General features: G+C 65.9%; 25 protein-coding genes. 16 read left to right on the plus strand and 9 right to left on the minus strand.

Translation table 11 applies throughout. The annotated features are described in order from the left end of the window. The first annotated feature begins 507 nt into the window (after window positions 1-507). The 7 genes from ARADN35_RS0105170 (at window position 508) to ARADN35_RS0105200 (ending at window position 5,342) form a co-directional block, all read left to right on the plus strand. Window positions 508-876 carry a hypothetical protein gene (locus tag ARADN35_RS0105170; RefSeq protein WP_010459751.1) on the plus strand — a complete coding sequence of 123 codons (369 nt, stop codon included), beginning with the start codon at window positions 508-510 and terminating at the stop codon, window positions 874-876. 135 nt (window positions 877-1,011) lie between these two features. After that, on the plus strand, window positions 1,012-1,980 hold the full coding sequence (locus tag ARADN35_RS0105175; RefSeq protein ID WP_010459753.1) for an MBL fold metallo-hydrolase: 969 nt from the start codon (window positions 1,012-1,014) through the stop codon (window positions 1,978-1,980). Beyond that, window positions 1,958-2,560, plus strand: a complete 603-nt coding sequence (locus tag ARADN35_RS0105180) for a histidine phosphatase family protein (RefSeq protein WP_010459754.1) — start codon at window positions 1,958-1,960, stop codon at window positions 2,558-2,560. The genes ARADN35_RS0105175 and ARADN35_RS0105180 overlap by 23 nt, the downstream gene beginning before the upstream one ends. 264 nt (window positions 2,561-2,824) lie before the next feature. Then, complete coding sequence (locus tag ARADN35_RS0105185) at window positions 2,825-3,724, plus strand: transglutaminase-like domain-containing protein (protein ID WP_035196774.1); 900 nt, start codon at window positions 2,825-2,827, stop codon at window positions 3,722-3,724. An 85-nt stretch (window positions 3,725-3,809) separates the two neighbouring features. Then, window positions 3,810-3,980 (plus strand): hypothetical protein, encoded by a 171-nt coding sequence (locus ARADN35_RS28250; RefSeq protein ID WP_010459758.1) that lies wholly within the window; start codon window positions 3,810-3,812, stop codon window positions 3,978-3,980. A gap of 136 nt (window positions 3,981-4,116) precedes the next feature. Beyond that, window positions 4,117-4,806, plus strand: coding sequence for a glutathione S-transferase family protein (locus ARADN35_RS0105195; RefSeq protein ID WP_010459760.1), 690 nt, complete (start codon window positions 4,117-4,119; stop codon window positions 4,804-4,806). A gap of 17 nt (window positions 4,807-4,823) precedes the next feature. Continuing rightward, entirely contained in the window at window positions 4,824-5,342 is a 519-nt protein-coding gene (locus tag ARADN35_RS0105200; RefSeq protein WP_010459762.1) for a low molecular weight protein-tyrosine-phosphatase, read from the plus strand. Window positions 5,343-5,349: 7 nt separating this feature from the next. On the opposite strand, the gene ARADN35_RS0105205 is transcribed toward ARADN35_RS0105200, so the two are convergent. The 7 genes from ARADN35_RS0105205 to ARADN35_RS0105235 all read right to left on the minus strand — a co-directional run bounded on the left by ARADN35_RS0105205 (window position 5,350) and on the right by ARADN35_RS0105235 (window position 13,555). Continuing rightward, a complete protein-coding gene (locus ARADN35_RS0105205; protein WP_029413362.1) occupies window positions 5,350-6,432 on the minus strand; it encodes an XdhC family protein in 1,083 nt (360 codons plus the stop codon). Window positions 6,433-6,619: 187 nt separating this feature from the next. Further along, on the minus strand, window positions 6,620-7,246 hold the full coding sequence (locus ARADN35_RS0105210) for an SRPBCC family protein (protein ID WP_010459765.1): 627 nt from the start codon (window positions 7,244-7,246) through the stop codon (window positions 6,620-6,622). A gap of 46 nt (window positions 7,247-7,292) precedes the next feature. After that, a complete protein-coding gene (locus ARADN35_RS0105215; protein ID WP_010459767.1) occupies window positions 7,293-8,531 on the minus strand; it encodes a vWA domain-containing protein in 1,239 nt (412 codons plus the stop codon). Further along, the gene (locus ARADN35_RS0105220; protein WP_010459769.1) at window positions 8,518-9,522 is read right to left on the minus strand and encodes an AAA family ATPase; all 1,005 of its coding nucleotides are present in this window, start codon (window positions 9,520-9,522) and stop codon (window positions 8,518-8,520) included. The genes ARADN35_RS0105215 and ARADN35_RS0105220 overlap by 14 nt, the downstream gene beginning before the upstream one ends. A 232-nt stretch (window positions 9,523-9,754) precedes the next feature. Beyond that, window positions 9,755-10,546, minus strand: a complete 792-nt coding sequence (locus ARADN35_RS0105225) for an FAD binding domain-containing protein (protein WP_010459771.1) — start codon at window positions 10,544-10,546, stop codon at window positions 9,755-9,757. 11 nt (window positions 10,547-10,557) lie between these two features. Then, window positions 10,558-12,945, minus strand: a complete 2,388-nt coding sequence (locus ARADN35_RS0105230; RefSeq protein WP_010459773.1) for a xanthine dehydrogenase family protein molybdopterin-binding subunit — start codon at window positions 12,943-12,945, stop codon at window positions 10,558-10,560. 139 nt (window positions 12,946-13,084) lie between these two features. Next, window positions 13,085-13,555 carry a (2Fe-2S)-binding protein gene (locus tag ARADN35_RS0105235; protein WP_010459774.1) on the minus strand — a complete coding sequence of 157 codons (471 nt, stop codon included), beginning with the start codon at window positions 13,553-13,555 and terminating at the stop codon, window positions 13,085-13,087. 177 nt (window positions 13,556-13,732) lie between these two features. Here ARADN35_RS0105235 and ARADN35_RS0105240 point away from each other — a divergent pair, with 177 nt between their 5' ends. Continuing rightward, on the plus strand, window positions 13,733-14,878 hold the full coding sequence (locus ARADN35_RS0105240) for a sigma-54-dependent Fis family transcriptional regulator (RefSeq protein ID WP_010459777.1): 1,146 nt from the start codon (window positions 13,733-13,735) through the stop codon (window positions 14,876-14,878). 128 nt (window positions 14,879-15,006) lie between these two features. Here the strand turns inward: ARADN35_RS0105240 and ARADN35_RS0105245 are convergent, their stop codons facing one another. After that, a complete protein-coding gene (locus ARADN35_RS0105245; RefSeq protein WP_010459779.1) occupies window positions 15,007-15,822 on the minus strand; it encodes a TOBE domain-containing protein in 816 nt (271 codons plus the stop codon). A 39-nt stretch (window positions 15,823-15,861) separates the two neighbouring features. Beyond that, window positions 15,862-16,305: a helix-turn-helix domain-containing protein gene (locus ARADN35_RS0105250; RefSeq protein WP_010459781.1), complete on the minus strand. Its 444-nt coding sequence runs from the start codon at window positions 16,303-16,305 to the stop codon at window positions 15,862-15,864. Window positions 16,306-16,420: 115 nt separating this feature from the next. Here ARADN35_RS0105250 and ARADN35_RS0105255 point away from each other — a divergent pair, with 115 nt between their 5' ends. The 8 genes from ARADN35_RS0105255 (at window position 16,421) to ARADN35_RS25935 (ending at window position 24,447) form a co-directional block, all read left to right on the plus strand. Beyond that, on the plus strand, window positions 16,421-16,879 hold the full coding sequence (locus ARADN35_RS0105255) for a DUF2938 domain-containing protein (RefSeq protein ID WP_010459783.1): 459 nt from the start codon (window positions 16,421-16,423) through the stop codon (window positions 16,877-16,879). Between the two features lie 61 nt (window positions 16,880-16,940). Then, window positions 16,941-17,543 carry a flavodoxin family protein gene (locus ARADN35_RS25925; RefSeq protein ID WP_010459786.1) on the plus strand — a complete coding sequence of 201 codons (603 nt, stop codon included), beginning with the start codon at window positions 16,941-16,943 and terminating at the stop codon, window positions 17,541-17,543. Continuing rightward, the gene (locus ARADN35_RS0105265) at window positions 17,540-17,788 is read left to right on the plus strand and encodes a DUF2798 domain-containing protein (protein WP_010459788.1); all 249 of its coding nucleotides are present in this window, start codon (window positions 17,540-17,542) and stop codon (window positions 17,786-17,788) included. Before ARADN35_RS25925 ends, ARADN35_RS0105265 begins: the two co-directional genes overlap by 4 nt. A 75-nt stretch (window positions 17,789-17,863) precedes the next feature. After that, the gene (locus ARADN35_RS26900) at window positions 17,864-19,840 is read left to right on the plus strand and encodes a sensor domain-containing diguanylate cyclase (protein WP_010459790.1); all 1,977 of its coding nucleotides are present in this window, start codon (window positions 17,864-17,866) and stop codon (window positions 19,838-19,840) included. Window positions 19,841-19,926: 86 nt separating this feature from the next. Then, complete coding sequence (modA, locus tag ARADN35_RS0105275; RefSeq protein WP_010459792.1) at window positions 19,927-20,694, plus strand: molybdate ABC transporter substrate-binding protein; 768 nt, start codon at window positions 19,927-19,929, stop codon at window positions 20,692-20,694. A 157-nt stretch (window positions 20,695-20,851) separates the two neighbouring features. Then, entirely contained in the window at window positions 20,852-21,535 is a 684-nt protein-coding gene (gene modB / locus ARADN35_RS0105280) for a molybdate ABC transporter permease subunit (RefSeq protein ID WP_010459794.1), read from the plus strand. Next, the gene (gene modC / locus ARADN35_RS0105285) at window positions 21,535-22,632 is read left to right on the plus strand and encodes a molybdenum ABC transporter ATP-binding protein (protein WP_010459796.1); all 1,098 of its coding nucleotides are present in this window, start codon (window positions 21,535-21,537) and stop codon (window positions 22,630-22,632) included. The genes modB and modC overlap by 1 nt, the downstream gene beginning before the upstream one ends. 114 nt (window positions 22,633-22,746) lie before the next feature. Further along, window positions 22,747-24,447 carry an EAL domain-containing protein gene (locus ARADN35_RS25935; protein ID WP_010459797.1) on the plus strand — a complete coding sequence of 567 codons (1,701 nt, stop codon included), beginning with the start codon at window positions 22,747-22,749 and terminating at the stop codon, window positions 24,445-24,447. Window position 24,448: the final 1 nt, after the last annotated feature.

The raw sequence follows: 24,448 nt of genomic DNA on the forward strand, positions 1-24,448 counted from the left end.
CAAAGGTAAATTGGTCAGACCAGTTGGCCGCATTGTGAACGGATGGAAGCGAGCAAGGTTCAGGGTTTTCCCGACAGGTGGTGGTGCAACACCAAAGCTGCCACAAAGGCATTTAGCTATTAATTTAGGAGCTATTGGGATAGACACAGCTTGCGCCAGGTGCCGATAAAAGTGCAAATTCGGCACCGGCAACCGGCGATAAGTGCAATTTGGTCGGCGTCCGGCGCAGCACCACACAAGCCTTGAGGGGCGAACTCCTCCCGGCCAAAGACTCCATCCAAGACAATCGGAGCGGGGGAGCCAAGACCTCGGCAACGAGTCGCTTCGTTCCCACAGAGCGAGATACTGCTGACCTCTTGCCGCCGTTTGAGCAAACCGTTCTGACCAAACTGACCCGGCAGTACTTCGGGCGTGACCCGCCGCACATCACCCCGACGGCGTTGCTGGGGTGCTGGTCCTCGGCTGCGCCGACCTCACCCGGGCATGACGCCCTCTTGAATGACAAACATGAAACTGAGCTACCTGGACTTTGACTACAGCGAGGATGCGGACGGTGTGGGTACTTTTGATGCCATGGCCAGCGTGTCGTCCGCACAGATTCCCGCGTTGCACGCCGAGATCAGTGCCGTGCTGGCCTGGGCACACCAGCATTTCCCCGATGTCCGGGGCCCCTCGGAAGATGGGGGCGAATGGCAATACGACCTGCAGGGTGCGCAGGAAGTCAGCACATCGCTGGTGCTGACATTTGATGAGTCCGCCGGGCAGCTGCACGCGGCGGCAGGCAGCCCCGCCCCACCCCGGACCACGATCACCCTGACGGTCAGCGGCAATGCGGCCTTTTGCGATGCGCTGCGCGAAGCCTTCGCGGTCGAATAAGCCTCCGCCAAGGGGTTAACCCCAGTTACCCGCAAAAGCCCCACGTTGCACACAGGTTAGCGCATCGGCAAACGGCAAACTCTTGGCACCGCTACAGTTGCGACTCATCAGTTCAACTCATTACCAGAGAGTTTCATGCTGTCTCGTCGCCACTTCCTGGGTGCAAGCCTCGCCACCACCGTATACGCCGCAGGATCCTTTGTGCCCGTCTGGGCCCAGAACGCGCCCAACCTCGGCACGCCCACCCTGCCCAGCCCCGCCTTCCGCCGCATGAAGGTGGGCGATGCCGAAGTGATCGCGTTGAACGACGGCATCACACGCCGCCCGCTGGGCGAGGAGTTTGTGAAAAACGCACCGCTGGCCGAAGTGCGCGCGCTGCTGGCCTCCCAGGGCTTGCCTACGGACTACATCGACGTGCCCTACACGCCGTTCCTGGTGTTGACGGGCGGACGCAAGATCCTCATCGACACCGGCCTGGGCGAGTTTGGCGGCGCCACCACGGGCAAGCTGCTCGACAGCCTGCGCGCCGCCGGCTTGCAGGCGGCCGACATCGACACGGTGCTCATCAGCCACTACCACGGGGACCACATCAATGGCATCCGCAACAAGGCCGGTGAGCTGGTGTTCCCCAAGGCCAAGGTGATGGTGCCCGCGGCCGAACACGCGTTCTGGATGGACGATGCCCGCATGGCTGCAGCGCCCGCAGGCATGAAGGGCGCGTTCGAGAACGTGCGGCGCACCTTTGCCACCATTCCCGCCGACACGCTGGTGCAGTTTGTGGCCGATGCGGAAGTGGCGCCAGGCATCAAGTCTGTGGCGGCCTACGGCCACACGCCAGGACACACGCTGTTTGAGCTGACTTCGTCAGGCCAGAAGTTCTTTTACGTGGCGGACCTGACCAATGTGCCTGCGCTGTTCGCACGCAACCCCGACTGGGCCGTGACGTTTGACATGGACGCCGAGGCCGCGCGCAAGGTGCGGCGCGATGTGTTCCAGCGCATTACCACCAGCAACGCCATGCTGGGCGGTTTCCACTTCCCCTTCCCGGCCTTTGGCCGCGTGGCGGCGTCGGGCAACGGCTATGCCTTCCAGCCTGCCGCTTGAGCCGCACGTTGCCCGCCGTGCGGTATTGGGCGCCGGGCTGGCCTTTGCCAGCCTGCGCAACTGGGCGGCCCAAGACTCGGACGCCGAGGCTTTGTTGCGCGAGGGTGGTGTGGTGGCAGCCTTCCGCCACTCGCTGGCCCCTGGCACGTTTGACCCACCCGGGTTTCGCCTGGGTGACTGCAGCACCCAACGCAATCTGAGCGAAGAAGGCCGGGCGCAGGCGCGGCGCGTGGGCATGTGGTTTCAACAAAGGCAACTGCAGCCGGACAAGGTTTTTTCGAGCCCCTGGTGCCGGTGTGTGGACAGTGCCACCCTTGCCTTTGGTGCGCCCCAGGTCTGGCCAGCGTTGGGCTCGCCCCACGGCAGCCCCGAGACCACGGGAGCGAGCCATCTGCGGGAACTGCGCGCGGCACTCTCTGCTGCGTCGCTACGGGCGGGCCGTTTTGAAGTGTGGGTCACCCATATGTTTGTGCTGTCCGATCTGGCAAAGACCAATACCAGTTCGGGTGAAGGGCTGATCCTGCGAGCAGATCGCAGCGGCAAGACCGAGGTGCTGGCACGCCTTGCGGTACCTGCCTGACGAGGTGACCTGCCGGCGCTCCTGAATGGGTAACGGGCGGGCATTGCAGCGGGCCGTTCGCCTACATCGGGCGCGAAAGAAGAGACTATCCTCAAGTCACGCTGCTGTGCCGGATGCCCCGGCATGCAGCGCACGAAGGACATGCCCATGGCAAACACCCAAAGCCCTCCCCTGCAGCCAAACAACCGCAACGCTGCCACCTGGCCCGCCCCCTACCCCGCGCCAGCGGCCCCTGCAGCCCAACCGAGCCATGACCGCGTGCGCATGGAACTGCAGATTGATCTGAGCTACGAGGTGGACCAGCACGGCGCTGATTTTGTCTTCAACATCCACGCTGCGCAGACACCCAACCAGTCTGTGAGCGCGGAGCGCCTGGTCATCAACCAGCCCATTGCCCACCACGTTCATACCGATCCAGCCACGGGCAACCGCTACCTGCGGTTGCATGGCGAGCCTGGCACGCTGGAGCTAACGTATTCCGCCACGGTGGATATCAACCACTACCGCGTCGACCCCGCCCAACTGCCAGAAGTGCCGGTGAGGCGTCTGCCACAGGAGGTGATGGGCTACATCTACCCCAGCCGGTATTGCCAGTCCGACCGGCTGCTGCGCCTGGCTACGAATGAGTTTGGGGCCCTGTGGCAAGGGCACAGCCGGGTGCAGGCGATATGCGACTGGGTGCAGCGGCATGTGGCGTTCACGTCCAACACGTCCAACTCGAACACCTCTGCGGTGGACACGCTGGTGGAGCAGGTGGGCGTCTGCCGCGACTTCGCCCATCTCATGATTGCGTTGTGCCGCGCCATCAACATCCCGGCCCGCTTCACCACCGGAACCGACTACGGCGCTGACCCGGCCCTCGGACCGCCCGATTTTCATGCGTATGTGGAGGTGTACCTGGGCGACCGCTGGTACATCTTTGACCCGTCTGGCACGGCGATCCCCATGGGCCTGCTGCGTTTTGGCGTGGGGCGGGACGCGGCGGACGTCGCCTTTGCCACCATCTTTGGTGGCGTGTGGGCCAAGCCGCCCGTCATCCGCACGACTGCCATCCAAGACGCAGCGCGGGGTTTTGAACTGCCTCGCCACTGCACGCAGGCCCTGTCCACCGACCATGGCGCGGGTGTGGCTGCAGGCGTGGCTGCAGGTTTTGTCACCCCCTAAAGGTCCTGCCAAACACCGGTCAAAATCCCGGCGACCCGGCTGTGGCCTAAAATCTCCCTTTTTTCCACCAACTCTGAGACCTACCATGGGCAACAAGATCGTCACCGAAGCAGACCGCAAGCGCACTCCCCGCCCTACGCCCGTGCCCGGCTACACCCTGCCAACCGGCGGCCGTGGCCAACGCGTGAGCCTGGAGCGCGGTGTGGCAACCCGCAGCAAGAAGAACCCTGGCAAGCGCTCCAAGAAGGGCGGCTGATCGCCAGATCGCCAAGGGCCGACTGCGGTGGGTCCTCTGCAAAAAGCCCTCGCCAGAGGGCTTTTTGCTTTTCAGGGCCGTCCTTGCCACCCACAGGTTTGCACCGCGCTCCGGCAAACTGTTCAAATGTTCACCCATGATCACCGTCCACCACCTTGAAACCTCGCGCTCGCAGCGCGTTCTCTGGCTGCTCGAAGAACTGGGCGTTCCCTACGAGCTCAAGATCTACCAACGCGACAAGGCCACCAAGCTGGCCCCGCCCGAGCTCAAGAAGATCCACCCGCTGGGAAAATCCCCGGTGATCACTGACGGCAAGGAGGTCATCGCCGAGTCTGGCGCGATCGTCGAATACCTGGTGGAGACCTACGGCGCCCAGGCGGGCGGTGACCTGGTCCATCTGCAACCAGCGCCGCGCACGCCAGAGTACCGCCAGTGCCGCTTCTGGATGCACTACGCCGAGGGTTCGCTCATGAACTGGCTGGTGATGAAGCTGGTGTTCATGACGATTCCGACCCAGCCCATGCCCTTTTTCGTCAAGCCCATCGCCAAAGCCCTGTGTGGCAAGGTACAGGAAAAGGTGATTGACCCCAACGTGAACACCGCGCTCGACTTCATGGAGCAACACCTGGGCAACCACCGCTGGTTTGCGGGCGAGCACCTCACCATGGCGGATTTTCAGATGAGCTTTGCGGTGGAGGCCGCCCTCTCGCGCTCCAGCAAGGCCAGCGCCTGCCCCAACCTGCAGGCCTACAAACAGCGCATGGAGGCGCGCCCCGCCTACCAGCGTGGCATTGCCAAGGGCGGCCCGGTGGTGATGTCGGCCTGAGAACCTGCGGACAAGACATGCAAGACGAGCACGCGCCTGCGGCCACCTACTCCGTGCTTTTTGTGTGCATGGGCAACATCTGCCGCAGCCCCACGGCCCACGGCGTGTTCCGGCACAAGGTGGTTCACAGTGGTTTGGCCGATCAGGTGCGTGTGGACTCGGCGGGCACCCACAATTACCACCCCGGCGAGGCGCCGGATGACCGCAGCCAGCGGCACGCGGCGCAACGGGGCTACGACCTTTCCAGCCTGCGCGCACGGCAGATGCTGCCCAGGGACTTCGGGCAACACGACCTGATCCTGGCCATGGACTGGGACAACCTGGCACTGGCGCAAGAGCGTTGCCCGCCAGAGCACGCCCATAAGCTGCGCCGCATGACCGAGTTCTGCCAACAGTTCGACAGCCCCGTGGTGCCCGACCCTTACTACGGCGGGGCCGCTGGCTTTGAAGAGGTGCTGGACCTGGTGGAAGACGCCTGTGAAGGGCTGCTGCACCACGTGCGGCAGCAGTTGCAGTTGCGGGCCCGGCCCCGTTAGTGCAAATCTAAGCCGCGCGCACCCCACATACCAGCACACCCGGGTCGTTGTGCGCCAGTTCCCGGTCGTTCTTGGCCTGGGCTACTTCCATGTCGCGCGGCAGGGTCACGCCGTTTTTGACGGCCAGGATTTCGGCCATCACGCTCACCGCAATCTCGGGCGGCGTCTTGCTGCCGATGTAGATGCCAATCGGCCCACGCAGGCGCGCCAGGCTTTCTTCGGTCTGGTCGAAGTGTTCGATCATGCGGGCATGGCGCGCCTCGTTGTTGCGGCGCGAGCCGATGCCGCCTACATAAAACGCGTCGGTGTTCAGCGCCTCCAGCAGCGCCAGGTCATCAAGCTTGGGGTCGTGTGTGAGGGCCACCACACAACTGCGCCGGTCTGGCTTGAAGGCCAGCACCACGTCGTCGGGCATGTCGCTCACCACGGTGGCAGCGGGCACGTTCCAGCTGCCACGGTATTCCTCGCGGGGGTCGCACACTGTCACCGCAAAACCATTGAACAACGCCATGGTGGCCAGGTACTCCGCCAGCTGGCCTGCGCCGATCAGCAGCATCCGGTACTCGGGGCCAAAGGTGTTGGTCAGCTTCTCGGCATCCACCACCAGCTCGGTCGGCGCTGCCGCAGGCGTCAGCGTGGCCACCCCATCGGCCAGGCGCACGCTGCGCTGCATCAGGCGCCCGGCTTCCAGCGCGGTGATCAGTGTTGCCAGGCTATTAGGGTCAGGGTCGTACTCCAGCAGCAACTCCAGCGTGCCGCCACAAGGCAGCCCGAAGCGGTGCGCCTCGTCCGCGGTGACGCCGTATTTCACAAATGTCGGCGGGCCACTCGGAATGCAGTGGTCTTTGCCTGCATCCGCCGTGGGCACGCCCTGCGCATAGGCCCGTGTATGGCGGTCAATCAGGTCGTCCTCAATACATCCGCCCGAGACCGAGCCCACCACAGACCCGTCTTCACACAGCGCCATGATGGAGCCCACCGGCCGGGGTGAAGAGCCCCAGGTGCGCACCACCGTCGCCAGCAACGCCCGCCGCCCGGCAGCCCGCCAGCCCTGCAGCGTGCGCAACACCATTACATCCAGATTTTCCATCGTTTCATCACCCATTCATTGCCACGGCTCACTCAGAAATCCGCCATCCACACCCGCCGCGTATGAAGCCGCGCGGCACCCATACCAGCGCCACCGTGGATCCGGCTTCGCCGGTCCACCGGAGGCGTCCCCTCGGGGGAAGACGCGAAGCGGCTCAGGGGGAGCCCAGTCCCCGGCACAGAGGGAGTTAATTGATCGCCCAGGCTACCAGCACCAGCGCCGCCGCGCCCACCACCCACACCCAAACCGGTATGCCGCTGGGGGGAATATCCTCCCCCGCCGACGCCGCCAGCGCCCCAGGCTCGGTGGGCGCTTCGGAAGAGGCCGCACCATCGTCCGCCGCTGCGCGCGGATGGCGGCGCTGCATCTCGTTGTCAAAGCGCTTGAAAAAATCCTCGGCCATGCTCTTGGCGGCGCCGTCGATGAGCCGCTGGCCCAGCTGCGCGATCTTGCCGCCCACCGTGGCATGCACGGTGTAGTGCAGCTCGCAGCTGGCCTGCCCTGCGGCATCGGCGGGCAAAGGCACCAGTTTGACTTGTGCATTGCCTTTGCCAAATCCAGCCACACCACCCGACCCGTCAAAGGCAATGGTGTAGCTCTCGGGCGGCACGATCTCCGACAGCGTGATCTTGCCTGCGAACTTGGCAGACACGGGCCCAATCTTGAGCGCCATGGCGACGGCGTACTGGTTGTCACCGGTCGCCTCGACCTTGTCGCAGCCAGGGATGCACAGCTTGAGCACTTCAGGATCGTTGAGCGCCTCCCAGGCCTGCTGCTGGCTCACGGCAAGGGTGCGGCTGGCTTGCATTTCCATGGTGGATTCCTCTCGGTGTATGGACGATGGTTGTCTCTGAAATCAGTCACTGCCGGAGCACGGCAGCCAGGCTGGCCGCCAGGTCCTGCAGGCGGCTCAGGTTGTGCACGGCCACCATGCCGTGGGCCTGGCGGTGCAGCTCGGCCGCGCCGCGTGCCGTGGGCGCATAGCCCTCAAATCGCAACAGCGGGTTGAGCCACAGCAACCGGCCACAGTGGCGCCGCAGCCAGCCCAGTTCCTGCGCCAGCACCTCGGGCGTGCCCGTGTCCAGCCCGTCGCTGATCAGCAGCACCAGGGTGCGCCGCCCCACCAACCGCCGGGCATGCTGCAAACGCAGCTGCGCCAGGCTGTCACCCATGCGGGTGCCCCCGGCAAAGTCACTGATCGAATGGCTGGCCACCTGCAGCATCGCGTCGGTGTCGGCCAGGCGAAAGGCCGGCGTGAGGTCAGTCAGCCCGGTGCCGAACGCGAACACATCCCGGCGCGCGGCGTCACCGGTGTGGCGCGGCGCGGTGGCTGCATGCAAAAAGGCGAGCAGCAGCCGCGCGTAACGCTCCATGGAGCCCGACACATCCACCAGCACCAGCAGCGGCAGCGGTTGCTGGCGCCGCTGCAGCAGCGGGATGCGCAGCACCTCGCCCCCATTGCGGGCCGCGTGGTGCATGGCGCCCGGCCAGTGCGGGCGGCTTCCGCGCACACCGGGGCGGGTGCGGCGGGCGGCGTAGCGCGGCAGGGGCAAGGGCACCTCGCGCGCCAGGCGCTCCACCAGCAGGTATTCGCTCGCCGAAAGCTGGTTGAAGTCGGCCTGGCGCAGGCGCTGCAGGTCGCTGGCCGTCATGGCCGCATCGAAATCGATCTTCTCGTCCTCGCGCGGCGGGGGCGCGTTGCGGGCCGCACGCACGGGGGCCAGCGCCTCACTCACGCGCGGGCGGCGCTTGGCGGGCTCGGCCTTGGACTCCGCGCTGGGCAGCATCTGCGCGAGCAGCTTCTGCGCCACGTTGGGGTTGCGAAAGTACGCGTCGAACAACTCGCGGAACACCAAACGGTCCTGCTCGCGGCTGACCAGCACGGCCTCCAGCGCGGCGCTGAAATCCTCACGCCGCAGGCCCACCAGCATCACCGCCTGCTGGGCCAGCGCCATGCGGGCGGCGTCCACGCGCACTCCGGCGCGGCGCAAGGTACGGCCAAAGCCGCTCAGGTTGTCGGCCAGCTTGCCAGTCCGGGCATCGCCCAGTTGGGAAATGGTCTTGCCCTCTGCCACGGCTGCGCCCTCAGGCATCGACATCAGCGGGCTGCAGCAATTGCACCGCCATGTCGCGCGTGAGCGCCGCCACATCCTCGCGCTGCTTGAACAAAATGCCTGCGGTGTCGGACACCACTTCCGGGTCCACCACGATGGTGTCGAGCGCCACCAGCGCCTTGGCCCACTCCACGCTCTCCGCGATGCCCGGCGCGCGCTGGAAGGCGTTGGCAAATGGCTGGCTGCGCAAACGGCCCACAAAATCCGCCACCTGGATGGCCAAGGCGGCGCTGGCATCCGGCACCTGCGCACGCACGATGGCCAGTTCGCGCGCGCGCTCGGGGTAGTCCAGCCAGTGGTACAGGCAGCGGCGCTTGACGGCGTCGTGCAGGTCGCGCGTGCGGTTGCTGGTGAGGATGGTGACCGGCGTGGCCGTGGCGCGCACGGTGCCGATCTCGGGGATGCTCACCTGGTACTCGCCCAGGTATTCGAGCAAAAACGCCTCGAAGGGCTCGTCGGCGCGGTCCACTTCGTCGATGAGCAGCACGGCGCCAGGCGCCGGGGCCTGCAGCGCCTGCAGCAGGGGGCGGCGGATGAGGTAGCGGTCTTGGTAGACCTCTGCTTCGATATCACGCGCGGCAGTGGCCGTGGGCGCGACCGAGCCGCCGCCGGGCCGCCCCAAGGCGGCGAGCGCCCCCTCGGGGGGCAGCGACGACACGTCAGTGCGGAGCGTGGGGGTCAACATTTCAGCCGCCCGCATGTGCAACAGCTGGGCAGCGTAGTTCCATTCGTACAGTGCCTCGCGCTGCTCCAGCCCGTCGTAACACTGCAGGCGGATCAGGCTGCGTTCCAGCACCTTGGAGAGCGCCTGGGCCAGCGCCGTCTTGCCCACGCCGGGCTCGCCCTCCAGCAGCAGGGGGCGCTGCAGCTTGAGCGCCAGGAACACGGCCGTGGCCAGCCGCCGGTCGGCAAAGTAGCCCACGCCCTGCAAGGCCAACACCAGGGCGTCGATGGAGGACAGCGCGGGGGCGGTCATGGGCGCAGGAGGGGAAACGTTCATTACTATAATTTTTATAGCTGCTAGCGATTTATAGATAAGCGCTAGAGGCCAATTTCATTCATAAATTAACCTTGCATGCCACCCAAGGTGATTGCAACTGGCCTCGCAACCCCGTAGGTCGGATTAGCACGCAGGGCGTAAACCGACACCCGCGGAAAGAGTGGCGCAGCAATGTCGGCTTACGCTGCGCTCACCCGACCTACGGATCTCAACCCAGCATCTGCGCCACGGCCCTTTGCGTCTGCACGCTGATCAGGTTGGCGCGATACGCCGCACTCGCATGAATGTCGGCGTTCAGGTCGCTCGCATCAATCTTCACCGCCGCTGCCGATGCGGGCGTAAAGCTCTGATTCAGCGCTGCTTCCAGCCCCGCATGGCGGAACACGCTGCTGGCCGCGCCCGTGATGGCCACCCGCACGCCGCCATCGGTCTGCGCCACAAACACGCCCACCAGCGAGAAGCGTGACGCCGCCTGCTTGAACTTGAGGTAGGCCGCGCGCTTCGGAATCGGAAAGCGGATCGCGGTGATGATCTCGCCCTCTTCCAGCGCCGTGGTGTACATGCCCACGAAGAAGTCGTCGGCTGCGATCTCACGCTGGTTCGTGATGACCGTGGCGCCCAGACCCAGCACCGCGCTGGGGTAGCAGGCGGCCGGGTCGTTGTTGGCCACCGAACCACCCAGTGTGCCGCGTGCCCGCACCTGGCGGTCGCCAATGTGTGCGGCCAGGTCGGCCAGTGCGGGGATGGCGGCTTTGACGTCGGCACTGTTGGCCACATCCATGTGGCGCGTCATGGCGCCAATGAGCAGCGCATTGCCCTCGCGGCGGATGCCCGCCAGCTCGGGAATGCTGTTGAGGTCAATGATCTTCTCGGGGTTGGCCAGGCGCAGGCGCATCGACGGCAGCAGGCTTTGGCCACCGGCCAGCAGCTTGCCCCCCTGGGCAATAAGTTGTGCTGCGGCAGCGGTGGAGGAGGGATTTTCAAAGGTGAATGCGTACATGCTGGTTCTCCTCAAGCCTTGGCGTTCTGAATCGCTTCCCACACGCGATGCGGCGATGCGGGCATGTCAAATTCCTCCACGCCCAGCGGGCGCAAAGCATCGAGCACGGCATTGATCACCGCCGGTGGTGAGCCAATGGCCCCGGCCTCGCCGCAGCCCTTGGTGCCCAGCGGGTTGTGCGTGCAGGGGGTGCACACGTGGCCCAGCTTGAACTCTGGGAAGTCGTCGGCGCGTGGCATGGCGTAGTCCATGAAGCTGCCGGTAAGCAACTGGCCCGTCTCACGGTCATACACGCAGTTTTCCATCAGCGCCTGGCCGATGCCCTGCACCAGGCCGCCGTGCACCTGGCCCTCCACGATCATGGGATTGATGATGGTGCCGAAGTCGTCCACGGCCGTGAACTTGTCCACCCGTGTGCTGCCCGTGGCGGGGTCGATTTCGACCTCGCAGATGTAGGTGCCGGCGGGGAATGTGAAGTTGGTCGGGTCGTAGAACGCGGTTTCGTTGAGGCCCGGCTCCAGCACATCCAGGGGATAGTTGTGCGGCACGTAGGCAGCCAAAGACACCGATCCGAACGGAATCTTCTTGTCGGTGCCCCGCACGCTGAATTCGCCGTTGGCAAAGTCGATGTCGGCGTCGCTCGCTTCCATCAAATGCGCCGCGATCTTCTTGGCCTTGGCCTCGATCTTGTCCAGCGCCTTCATGATGGCCGCCCCGCCCACACTGATGGAGCGCGAGCCATACGTGCCCATGCCGAAGGGCACGCGGCCCGTGTCGCCGTGCACGATGTCCACGTTCTCCACCGGGATGCCCAGGCGCGCGGCCACCACCTGCGCAAAGGTGGTCTCGTGCCCCTGGCCGTGGCTGTGCGAGCCGGTGAACACCGTCACGCTGCCCGTGGGGTGCACGCGCACCTCGCCGCATTCGAACAGGCCCGCGCGCGCACCCAGGGCGCCTGCGATGTTAGACGGCGCGATGCCGCAGGCCTCGATGTAGCTGCTGTAGCCGATGCCGCGCTTCAGGCCCTTGGCCTCGCTGGCCGCCTTGCGCGCCGCAAAGCCCGCCACGTCGGCCAACTCCTGCGCCTGCGTCATGCACGCGTGGTAGTCGCCCACGTCGTACTGCAGCGCCACGGGCGTCTGGTAGGGCCAGCTGGTGATGAAGTTGCGCTTGCGGATCTCGTCCTGCGGCAGGTTCATCTCCCAGCCACAGCGCGAGACCAGGCGCTCGAGCAGGTAGGTGGCCTCGGGCCGTCCCGCGCCGCGGTAGGCATCGACCGGCGCGGTGTTGGTGAACCAGGCGTCCACCTCCACATAGATCTGCGGCGTGGTGTACTGACCCGCCAGGAGCGTGGCATACAGGATGGTGGGCACCGCACTGGCAAAGGTGCTGAGGTAGGCGCCCATGTTGGCGTCGGTGTGCACACGCATGGCAAGGAACTTGCCCTGGCTGTCCATCGCCATCTCGGCATGGCTCACATGGTCGCGGCCATGCGCGTCCGACACGAAGGACTCGCTGCGGTCGGCCACCCACTTGATGTTGCGGTTGAGCTTCTTGGCGGCCCAGGTCAGGCACACATCCTCGGCGTACAAGAAGATCTTGGAGCCGAAGCCGCCGCCCACGTCGGGCGCTATCACGCGCACCTTGTGCTCGGGCAGGCCCATCACGAAGGCCGTCATCAAGAGGCGCTCGACGTGCGGGTTCTGGTTGCTGACGTACAGCGTGTATTCGTCGTTGGCGCGGCTGTACGAGCCAATGGCGGCGCGCGGCTCCATCGCGTTGGGGATGAGCCGGTTGTTGACCAGATCCAGCCTGGTCACATGCGCGGCGTTGGCAAAGGCCGCATCCACGGCGCCCTTGTCGCCAATGGCCCACTTGTAGCAGTGGTTGTCGGGCGCGGCATCGTGCAGGCCTGCGCCGGCTACGGTGCCTGCTGCGGCATCGGCCACACTGACCACGGCGGGCAACACGTCGTAATCCACCTCCACCAGCTCGGCCGCGTCGCGCGCTTGCTGCTGCGTGAGGGCCACGACCATGGCCACGTGGTCGCCCACATAGCGCACCTTGCCCTGGGCCAGGATGGGGTGCGGCGGCTCCTTCATGGGCTGGCCATCGGTGCTGGTGATGAGCCAGCCGCAGGGCAGGCCGTTGATGTTGTCAGCCGCCACGTCGGCACCGGTGAACACGCCAAGCACGCCGGGTGCGGCCTTGGCGGCATCCACGTTGATGCTGTTGATCTTGGCGTGCGCGTGCGGCGAACGCACGAACACCGCGTGGCTTTGCGCGGCCAGCACCACGTCGTCGGTGTACTGGCCCGCGCCGGTCAGAAAGCGATAGTCTTCCTTGCGCTTGAGCGATTCGCCGATGTGCGGCAGCTTGGAAAAGTCGGATGCACCCATGGTTGTCTCCTGGTGTGTGAAATTCGGGACGGGACTACCGGGTTTGCATTCAGCCGGATAACTAGGCGGGGGGCCGCAGACAGTGCTGTAGCACGGCAAGGCGGCCCAACGACGTTAGCCGGTTGAAGGCAAAGCCGGCTTAGGCCGAGGCCATGGCCTTTTGGCCGACCTGTACTGCGCGAACAATGTTCTGGTAGCCCGTGCAGCGGCAAATGTTGCCTTCGAGCAGCTCGCGGATCTCGCCTTCGCCAGCGTTGGGGTGGTTCTTGCACAGGTCCACCGCGCTCATCACCATGCCGGGGGTGCAGAAGCCGCACTGCAGGCCGTGGCATTCCTTGAACGCCGCCTGCATGGGGTGCATGGTGCCGTCAGCGGCTGCCATGCCTTCGATGGTGGTCACCTCGGCCCCGTGGGCCTGCACCGCCAGCATCGCGCAGGATTTGACGGCCCGGCCGTTCACATGCACCGTGCACGCCCCGCACTGGCTGGTGTCGCAACCCACATGGGTGCCGGTGAGCAGCAGGTGCTCTCGCAGCGCATGGACAAGCAGGGTATTGGGGGGTACGTCAACACTGGCAGCGCGCCCGTTGACCGTGAACTGGACTTGCATCTGGCTGTCTCCTGGAATGGTTTTGGCTGGATAAGCAGACGAATCTTCTGCCGCACCCTGCCCTGCATCCCTAGGGACAACCCTAGATTTCCAGCAGCCATGGCTGGATATTCTCAAAATGAAACATGTTGCAGCGCACACCGGCGCATCATGCGCAGCTCAAGGATTCGGTTCACCATGCTGTCCTCCGCGCCCGCCTCCCCCACCCACCGCCATGCGCTCATTGCACAAGCCCGCCAGACCTTGCTGGCGGACGGCGCAGCGCCCCTGCGCGCAGAGGTGGAGCCTTGGATTGCGCGGTCGTGGCAACGCTGCCTGGCCCAGGGGCTCCATCCCACCCAACGTGTGGCGTTTGATGCCGTCAGTGCCACGGCGCTTCGCCGCAGCCGGGAGCAGAACCAACACTTGCTGCGCGCGGCACGGCCCGTGCTGCAGCAGCTCACCCGCGCCATTGCGGGCATGCACTACTTCGCGATGCTGACCGACGCACGCGGCATCGTGGTCGATGTGCAAGGCCATTGCGACCAGGGCGACCCGCGCGCCAGCGCCATCGGCCGCGTGGGCATCGACCTGTCCGAAGCGGCCGTGGGCACCACCGCCATCGGCGCAGCGCTGGCCGAGCTGCAGCCCGTGTGGCTGCACCGGGGCGAACATTTTTTTGACGACAACGCCAGCTACAGCTGCGCAGGCGCCCCCCTGTTCGACCCCCAGGGCCAGTGCGTGGGCATGCTGGACCTGACCGGTGTGGATGTGCCGGAGCGGCCCGAGCTGCGCCACCTGGTGGCCCGGTCGGCCCGCGCCATGGAAGACGCCTTGCTGCGGCAGTTGCCCCATGCCCTGCTGCTGCGCGTGAACTGGCCCGGTTGCCCGCTGGGCAGCGAGGGCGACGGCCTGCTGACGCTGGACGGCGATGGGTTTGTGGTGGGCGCCAACAGCATGGCCCGCCAACTGGTGCCCCAGCCGCTGCGCACGCCGGGGGCACCCACCCATGCCAGCGACCTGCTGGCCCTGCCATGGGCCATGTTGTTCGATGCTGCCCGGCGGCATCCGGCGCAGCCGATCGATTTGCCCCTGTGGTCGGGCCTGCGCCTGCAGGCTTTGGCGCAACTGCCAGAACACGCCCGTGGCGCCAGCCCTGTCGCCACCCTGTCCCCGGTGCTGGCGGGTGCCCCCCCCGCCGCAGCGCCACTGCGCGAGGCCGAAACCGCCCTGATTCGCCAGGCCGTGCAAGACGCCCGTGGCAACGTGGCAGAAGCCGCCCGCGTGCTCGGCATCAGCCGCGCCACGGTGTACCGCAAACTAGGCCATCCCAAGGGGTTTTGATCGGCAGCGGGGACGCTGATCGGCGGTGCACAGCGCAAAATTTAAGCCAAATTTACCCCTAGCGCTTGCTAGAAAATCGCAAGTAGCTATTAAATAAATAGCAAACCAAGTCAGCGAGAGGTCTGGCGTCAGACCTCGGCCAAGGCCAGTACCACGGCGTTGTCTTCCACCACCAGCACGACCGGGCTGCCCGCGCGCAGGCCACTGCCGGGCGCCGCAAAGCCCACCATCTGCAAGCCACCCACCAGTTCGGCAGACACCTCGTCGCCGGATTCGCCCCGCACCACGCGCGTGGCTTTTGCTGGCAGACGATGGGTACCGGGGGCATTGGCCCCCGCCGCCGCAGACGCCAGGCGCCCTCCCCGCTCCACCCGCACTGCCGTGGCCTTGCACAGCGCCTGCACGGCCAGCCCGGGCTGCAGATCCAGCAGCTCTGCGCTCTCACGGGTGATGCGGGAGGCCAGCACCGCACCATCTGCACCACCGACACCACCGACACCATCGGCCCCGAGGCGCAGCTGCACCCCCACGATCTGCCCCTGCACCAACAGCCGCTCGACCACACAGGGCAATTGGTTGCGCATGCTGGTGCGCACCGCCAGCCGCGCCAGCGCCGGGCCCGCGTGCGGCGTGGCCTGCCAGCGCGAGAGCACGGCCCCCCGCGCCTGCGCCATCGCATCGGCCGCCGCCAGCAGCTGGTGCCCCGCCTCGGTCAGCTGCGCGCCGCCGCCCCCCGCCCCGCCCACGGCCCGGGCCACCAGCGGCGTGCCCGCCAGGTTGGTGAGCGTGTCCACGGCCTGCCACGCCGCCTTGTAGCTCACGCCCACGGCACGCGCGGCCTGCGAGATGGAGCCACAGGCGCCGATCTGGCGCAGGATGTCGATGCGTTTGTCGGCCATGGCATGGCCCAGCGCATCCGTGAGGGAAAGAGAAACAACAGGCATCCGTGGATGATGCCTGAGCGGCCCCTTCACGCGTTCTCTTCACGCAGCCTTGCGGCGCAGCCCCGTGACCGGTTTTGCAAGCTTCTGCTGGCGCGCCAGCGCGCCGTCCGCAGCAGCCTTCAGCAACCGCTGGAACGAGGGGCATTGCGCGTGGCTCTCCGCCGGGCAGGCCGCCGCGTGCCGCAGGCCATTGCTCATGGCCTTGAGGCGTTTGACCATGGCATCGAGTTCATCGGCCTTGGCCGAGAGCAGTTGCCTGTCAATGCTGGGCTCGCCGCTGGGCAAAAACATGGCGCGGATGTCATCCAGCGAGAAACCCGCCGATTGGCCGAGCGCGATCAGCGCCAGCTGGTCCAGCACGCCCGGCGCAAACCGGCGGCGCTCGCCGGGCTGGCCCACGGAGCGCAGCAACCCTTTTTCCTCGTAGTACCGCAGCGTGGATGCCCGCAGCCCGGAGCGCTTGGCGACTTCCGCAATGTCCATCAAAAACCCCTTGACTTCAAGTTGACTTGAACTTCTATATTCCATTCAAAACCTCCTCCCGTCAACTTTCCGAGGTGCTTTGATGACACTCCCACTGCAAGACATTCCCCTCGCCATGCTGATAGGCATCGGCGCCACCGCCGTCATGGACACGTGGCTTTTGCTGCTCCGGCGCATGGGCGTCCCCACACTCAACTTCGCGTTCATTGGCCGCTGGGTGGGCCATCTGTTTCGGGGCCAGTTCGCCCACGCAGCCATCGCCAAGGCGGCGCCCATCCGGGGCGAGCTGGCCTGGGGCTGGCTCACGCACTACGCCGTGGGCGTGGCCTTCGCCACCGTGCTGGTCGGCATCCAGGGCGCCGCCTGGGTACACCACCCAACCCTGCTGCCTGCGCTGGCCGTAGGCATCTGTACCGTGGCGGCACCGCTGCTGGTGATGCAACCCGCCATGGGCGCGGGCTTTGCCGCATCGCGCACCGCTACGCCGCTCAGGAACTGCCTGCGCAGCCTGGTCAACCACACCGTGTTTGGCTTTGGCCTGTACCTGTCCGCGCTCGCCATCGCCCTGGTGTGATGTCGCGACGACGCCTCCCCACTCTTTTCCCCCTCGAAACCACCTGTCTGGAATCCATGCAATGAAAACCATCGCCATCATTTATCACAGCGCCCACGGGCACACCGCCCACATTGCCCGCCAGGTGCTGGAGGGCGCCCAGGGCGTGCCCGGCATCCGGGTCGATCTGCTCCAGGCCGAAGATCTGGCCCGTACGCCCGATGATCTGCTGCGCTACGACGGCTTGATCCTAGGCTCGCCCACCTACCTGGGCGGGGTGTCCGGGCCGTTCAAGACGTTCATGGACGCCACCGGGCGTCTGTGGAAAACACAGCAGCTCAAGAACAAGCTCGCGGCGGGCTTCACCGTGTCATCACTGCCTGCGGGCGACAAGCAGTCCACGCTGCTGTCGATGTTTGTGTTTGGCATGCAGCACGGCATGGTGTGGGTGGGCAACCCCATCCTGCCGGAACAGCATGCCGGGGTGCCGTATGACGAAGCGGCCAACCGGCTGGGCTCCTGGTCGGGCCTGATGGCGCAGGCGGGCCATGGTGCAGCGCCAGACGCATTTGTGCCAGGCGACACCAAGACCGCCCGAATGTTCGGCCGGCATTTCGCAGAGACCCTGCAGCGCCTGGGCGGTGTGGCAATGGCTGAGCAGCCTGGCGAGCAGGTCGCGGCATGATTCCCGCCCGCTACGGCCCCGTGCTGTTCAGCCTGATCCTGTCGGGCGTGATGTCGCTGCTGGTGTCCGGCATCTCCACGTTTCGTGCCGTGCCGGTGGACCAGGGGTTTCTGGGTCTCTGGGCGGGTGCTTGGCTCACGGGGTGGCTACTTGCCTTTCCTGCAGTGATGCTGGCGGCGCCGCTGACGCGCAAGCTGGTGACGCTGCTCACGGTCCGGGACCCCAACGGATCAAGACACGGATGACGCGTGGTGGCAACACCCATCGCTGCAGGGAAACGGCGTTTCGCGCTGTGCAAAAAGCCGGTACGCTGTTGCCCCATGTCCTTGCCCGCGCTGCCCGCCCCACCCGCCCTGCGCCTGAACCTGCGCACGTGGCTGCTGGGCCTGTCGTTGCTGACCACCCTGCCCCTGCTGGTGTTTGCGCTTTCGGTGGTGTGGGAGTTCAAGGAGTTCCAGCAGCGCGCCCTGGTGGAGCAGCTGGAACGCCACAGCGATGAACTGGCCCACGCCGTGGCCGAAAAGCTGCACAGCACCCTGGGCACCCTCAACGCGCTGGCCGAGTCCGACGCCGCCCTGGCGGTGGACGTGCCGAGCCTGTACGCACATGCGAAGCGCATTGTCGCGCGCGACCCCGACATCCGCGCCATCACCTTGGTCACCCAGGACCGCATCCTGTTTCTGACGGCCGCGCCCCTGGGCCGCACTGGCATGCCCGTGAACGCCGCCGACCGCGTAGAAGCGGCGCTGCGCACCCAAAGCCCCAACGTGTCGGGGCCGTTTTCCTCCCCGGTGAGCCCGATCCAGGTCGTGGCACTCACCGTGCCATTGGCACGCGAAGGCGAGGCCACGTACGCCCTGCGCGGCATCTTGGCCGTGGAATCCCTCAACAGCCTCGTGGCAGCAGAACGCCTGCCCAAAGGCTGGATTGCCGGCATTGCCGACGCCGAAGGCACCGTGGTTGCGCGCAGCCACGATGCCGCGAGGTACGTGGGCCACCCGGCCAGCGCCTCGTTCCGGCAGGGCATCCTGGCCACAGGAAAACCCACCGCATTCCTGGGGTCCACACTGGAAGGCACCCCCACCATGAACCTCGTGCGGCCCGTGTTCGGCTTCGACTGGTACCTGGGCATGGCCGTGCCACAGACCATCCTGCACGCCCCTCTCGCAGAAATGCTGTGGCACATGGCCGGGCTGGGGTTGCTCTGGGTGGGCCTGTCGCTGGTGGCTGCCATGACGTTCTCGCAATACCTGCTGCGCCAGATGAAAACCGTGGCCCGCGCCATCAATCAAACCAGCGAAGCGCCGCTGCAGTCCAGCACGCCATTGCGAGTATCAGAGCTGGCCGCTCTCGTAGGGAAGTTCCACGCCACCCAACGCAGCGAAGCCGCCATGCGCGGCGACCGCGACGTGGCCGTGGTCGCGCGCGAGCAGGTGCAGGACCTGTACGACCACGCACCCTGTGGCTACCACTCGTTGGACCAGGAAGGCCGCGTGCTTCGCATGAACCAGACCGAGCTGCGCTGGCTGGGCCTTCCGCTCGCGCAGGTTCAGGGCCGCGCCTACGCCGACTTCCTGACACCCACCAGCCAGCAGATCTTTCAGGAGCGCTTTCCCCAGTTCATGCGCGAAGGCCACGTCAAAGACCTGGAGATGGAGCTCCAAAGCGCCTCAGGCGTGGCCATGCCCATTCTGGTGAGTGCCACCGCGATCCAAGACACCCAGGGAAACTTTGTGGCCAGCCGTTCCACGGTGTTCGACCACACCGAAAAGAAGAGGGTGCAGGCCCAGCTGGAACGCATGGCACGCAGCGACGCGCTGACCGAGCTGAGCAACCGGCGCGACTTCTACGACAAGGCCGAACACGAAATCGCACGCAGCCACCGGTCTGGCCAGCCGTTTTGTGTGCTCATGCTCGACGTGGATTTTTTCAAGAAGGTCAACGACCACTATGGGCATGCTGGTGGCGACGACGTGCTGCGGCAACTCGCTCGGCTTCTGGTGGCGCAGCTGCGCGTGGTGGACATGCCCGCCCGCTTCGGGGGCGAAGAGTTCGCAGTGCTCATGCCGGGCACCCCGCTGGCCGAGGCTGCCCACGCAGCCGAGCGACTGCGCATTGCCCTGCAGGCCACGGCGGTCGCCCTGCGCGATGGCCAGGAGGTCTACATCACCGCCTCCATCGGGCTGGCGCAGTGGTGTGCCGACGACACGGGCATCGACGCCACACTGAAGCGGGCCGATGCGGCCCTCTACCGCGCCAAGGCGACGGGACGCAACCGGGTGTGCGTCGAAAGCTGAGGCCACGCGCAGGAGACTGGCGCCGAAGGGCGCGTCTATACTTTCGCTATTCACAAACAGAATAGCGCTTCTTGCGCCCTGCCCCCATGCCACATCCCTTCGCACACGCCGCTCGCACCTTCGTGGCGGTTGGCTTCGTTTTCGGCGCACTTCAAACGGCGCAGGCCGACACCGTTTCCGTCGCGGTGGCCGCCAATTTCACAGCCCCCATGCAGAAGATCGCCGCCGTTTTTGAGGCCGACACCGGCCACAAGGCGGAACTCTCGTTCGGCGCCACCGGCAAGTTCTACGCGCAGATCACCCACGGAGCACCGTTTCAGGTGCTGCTGTCGGCCGACGACACCACGCCCGCCAAGCTGGAGCGCGAGGCCAAGGCCGTGGCCCACTCGCGCTTTACCTATGCCGTGGGCACGCTGGTACTGTGGAGCGCGCAAGCCGGCATCGTGGATGCGCAGGGTGATGTGCTCAAGAAAGGCAACTTCAAGCACCTGGCCATTGCCAACCCCAAGCTGGCGCCCTATGGCGCGGCGGCCATGCAGGTGATGGACAAGCTGGGCGTGGCCGACGCCCTGCAGCCACGCTTGGTGCAGGGGGAAAACATCGCCCAGACCTTCCAGTTTGTCTCCACCGGCAATGCGCAGCTGGGCTTCGTGGCGCTGTCGCAGGTGATGGCAGATGGAAAGATCCGCAGCGGCTCGGCCTGGCAGGTGCCCACCAGCCTGCACGACCCCATCCGCCAGGATGCGGTGTTGCTGGCACCCGGCAAGGACAGCGCGGCGGCCACCGCACTGCTCACCTACCTGCGCGGCGACAAGGCGCGCGCGATCATCCAGTCGTACGGCTATAGTTTCTGAGGGAGCGCGACTACCAAAGCCCTTCTGGCGTGGGTGCCCCGTCTTGCCGTACCTCTGGTACTGTCTGCGCCGGAGCGCCCGGCCAGAGCCGCTTTGCTGAGCTTTGCCCGCTGCTCAACAGTCAACAAACATCCCCGACAATCCACTCGCTACAACCATGCCCTTTTCCAGCGCCGATCTGGCGGCCATCGGCCTCACGCTGCGGCTGGCGGGCACCACCATGGTGTTGCTGCTGGTGCTGTGCACGCCGCTGGCCTGGTGGCTGGCGCACACGCCGTCACGCTGGCGCGGCCCGGTGTCGGCCATGGTGGCGCTGCCGCTGGTGCTGCCGCCCACGGTGATCGGGTTTTACCTGCTGGTCACGCTGGGCCCTAACGGACCCTTGGGGCAGTTCACGCAATGGCTGGGGCTGGGCACCCTGCCCTTTACGTTCTGGGGGCTGGTGGTGGGCTCGCTCATCTATTCGCTGCCCTTTGCCGTCCAGCCGCTGCAACACGCTTTTGAAGCCATTGGCCAGCGCCCGCTCGAAGCGGCGGCCACGCTGGGTGCGGGGCCGCTGGACCGGTTCTTTACGGTGGCGCTGCCGCTGGCGCGTCCGGGATTCATCACCGCCGCGATCCTGAGCTTTGCGCACACCGTGGGCGAATTTGGCGTGGTGCTCATGCTGGGCGGCAACATCCCTGGCGTGACGCGTGTGGTGTCGGTGCAGATCTATGACCATGTCGAGGCGCTGGAATACACCCAGGCCCACTGGCTGGCCGGGGGCATGGTGCTGTTTTCATTTGTGGTGCTGCTGGGTTTGAACCTCACTCGCCGCAAAACATCGTCGATGGTGCAGTGATGGAAGCCCCCGCCTCTTCCTCGCAGATCACCGCGCAGCTGAAGCTGGCCCACCCCGGCTTCACGCTGGACGTAGACCTGCAACTGCCCGGCCGTGGCGTGACCGCTCTCTTCGGTCCCTCAGGCTGCGGCAAGACCACCTGCCTGCGCGCCATTGCCGGGCTTACGCGCGCACAGCCTGGCCGTGTGGTGGTCAACGGTGATGTGTGGCAGGACGATGCACAGAAAATATGGCGGGCCGCACACGAACGCGGACTGGGTTATGTGTTCCAGGAGGCCAGCCTGTTCGACCACCTGAGCGTGCGCGGCAACATCGACTATGGCCTCCGGCGCACGCCCCCCCCACGCCGCAAGGTGGCGCTCGAGCAAGCGGTGGAGCTGCTGGGCATTGGCCCCCTGATGGATCGCAGGCCCCAGGCCCTGTCGGGCGGCGAGCGCCAGCGCGTGGCCATGGCACGCGCGCTGGCCACCAGCCCCCGCTTGCTGCTCATGGATGAGCCCCTGGCCGCCCTGGACGCGCAGCGCAAGGCCGAGGTCCTGCCCTATCTGGAACGGCTGCAACGCACCCTCGACATCCCCATGCTGTATGTGAGCCACGCCATCGACGAGGTGGCCCGGCTGGCAGGGCACATGGCGCTGATGCGAGAGGGCCGCGTGCTGGCCCAGGGCCGCACCGATGAACTGATCGTACGACTGGACCTGCCCCTGGCCCATGGCGACACCGCCGCTACGGTGATCGAAGGCACCGTGCAACAACACGATGCACACGACCACATCACCACCGTGGCATTCGGTGGCGGGCACCTGCTGCTGGTCAGCCCCGCGGCACGCGCCAGGGGTGAGCGCATCCGGCTGCGCGTGCAGGCGCGCGATGTGAGCCTGGCGCTCACCGCTCCGAGCGACACCAGCATCCTCAACGTCCTGCCAGCCACCGTGGTGGCCCTGGGCGAAGACAGCCCCGGACAGATGATGGTGGCACTGGACGCGGGCGCCACACGGCTACTGGCGCGGGTCACCCAGCGTTCCGCCCAGGCGCTGGCGCTGTCCCCAGGGCTGGCCGTTTTCGCGCAGGTGAAGGGTATTGCCATCGTGAACTGACTGCGACATCCCAGGACCCTGCCCAAGCGCTCCACGTGCGGCAAGGAAGCCGCGAGCCCCACCCGAGGGTCGTATGATGACTGCCAATAACAAGGGCGGGAACAAGGGGAGGAAATGGTTGCAAACTGGCATGACGCCACACTGGCGTTTGCGGTGGGATTTCCACCGCTGCTCCAAAGTCTGCTGTTCTGGATCTTCGCGTCGCTGGTGGTTCATGTGTGCCAGCGCCTGGTCGAACACACGGCTTTTTCAGTCGATCCATCAAGCCGTCGCATCAGCGCGTCGCAGGCCGCCCTGTGCATTGGCTGCATTGTCTGGGCCTTGGATGTGGTGGGCCTGTTGATGTATGCCGAGCTGGCGCACCATGTGCTGGAACTGGTGCCCGCGCTCAGCGGTCTGCTCATCATGGCCGTGAGTGCGCGCTTGACCATCCCCACACTCAGCACGAGCTCCAGCAAGGCACGCATCGTGTGGGCAGGGGCATGGCTGGCGGCCGGCATGCTGGCCGCGCACTTCACCATCACCTGGGGCCATGTGCAGAGCTTCTCGCAGGTGAACGGGCTGGCCATTGCGCTGTCGATGGCAACCGCCGTGGGCATTGCCGCCTACACGTCCATTCGCCACCGCTCAGCCAAACTGAGTGTGCTCACGCCCCATTACCGCACGCAAACCTGGGAAGACAAGGTATCGTGCGGCGCCGCCATCCTGGTGCTGCACTGGATGCTGGTCAACACCTTCGCACCACATTCGGGCGACCCGCATGGCGAGTCCGACGGCATCGCCCTGTTGGTCATCGTGCTGGTGTTTGCCATCGCGGTCGCCATGGAGCAAATGAGCAATATGCGCTGGGACGCAGGCCGCCAGCAGCTCTTGCGGCGCGGGCTGTCGATGATGCGGTCATCGGCCAGTGCACAAGATGCCCAGCGCGACATGCAGCTGTCGCTCATTGCAGACCATCTGCACAGGCTTCTGCACCCGGAAAACCTGGCGCTGCACTTTCAGCCCATCGTTGATTTTCAGCAGCATGGGGTGCAGTTCGAGGCCCTGCTGCGCATGACCGACAAGACCCTGGGCGCCATCAACCCCGAAACCTTCCTTTTGGTGTGCGAGCTGCAGGGCAAGACGGCTGAGGTGGATCGCATGATCCTTCGCAATGCACTCGACAGCGCAAAGGCGTGGCAAGCCCGGGGCCTGGCCGACATCGCCATCAGCGTGAACGTGGCCCCCATCACACTGCTGGACGAACGCTTTGCCCACTGGCTGCGCGAAGAACTGGCCCAGCGTTCCCTGCCGCCAACCACCCTCAAGCTCGAAATGACCGAACACGCCATCATTGCGCTGGGCTCGGAGATGGTGACCGCCATCCAAGACCTGAGCACCATGGGTATTGCCGTGTGGATGGACGACTTTGGCGCGGGCTACTCGTCGCTGGGCATGCTGGCCGACCTGCCGATTGCAGGCATCAAATGCGACCGCCTCTTCGTGCGAAAGCTGCCGCAGGACAGCCGACGCCAGAGGCTGCTGCGGCACATCAGCGCATTGGCCGGGGAGTTCGGCCTGTCGGTAGTGGTGGAAGGTGTGGAGACCGTGGAGGAGCTGCAGACACTGGCCGCCATCGGGCTGCACTGCATCCAGGGCTATGTGTTCAGCAAGCCCATTCCGGCAGCCAACGTGCCCGACTGGTACCACACCCACATGCTGCCCCAGCGCGCCGTGCTGCAGGCCTCGCTGCACCCGGCCGGTTCGGCCACGGCAGTGGTATACACACCGTTTTCAGCACCCCGAGCGGCCCTGGCACCGTCGTCCACCCACTGAT

The sequence above is a fragment of the Acidovorax radicis N35 genome (genome assembly GCF_000204195.1).
Classification (GTDB): domain Bacteria; phylum Pseudomonadota; class Gammaproteobacteria; order Burkholderiales; family Burkholderiaceae_C; genus Acidovorax; species Acidovorax radicis.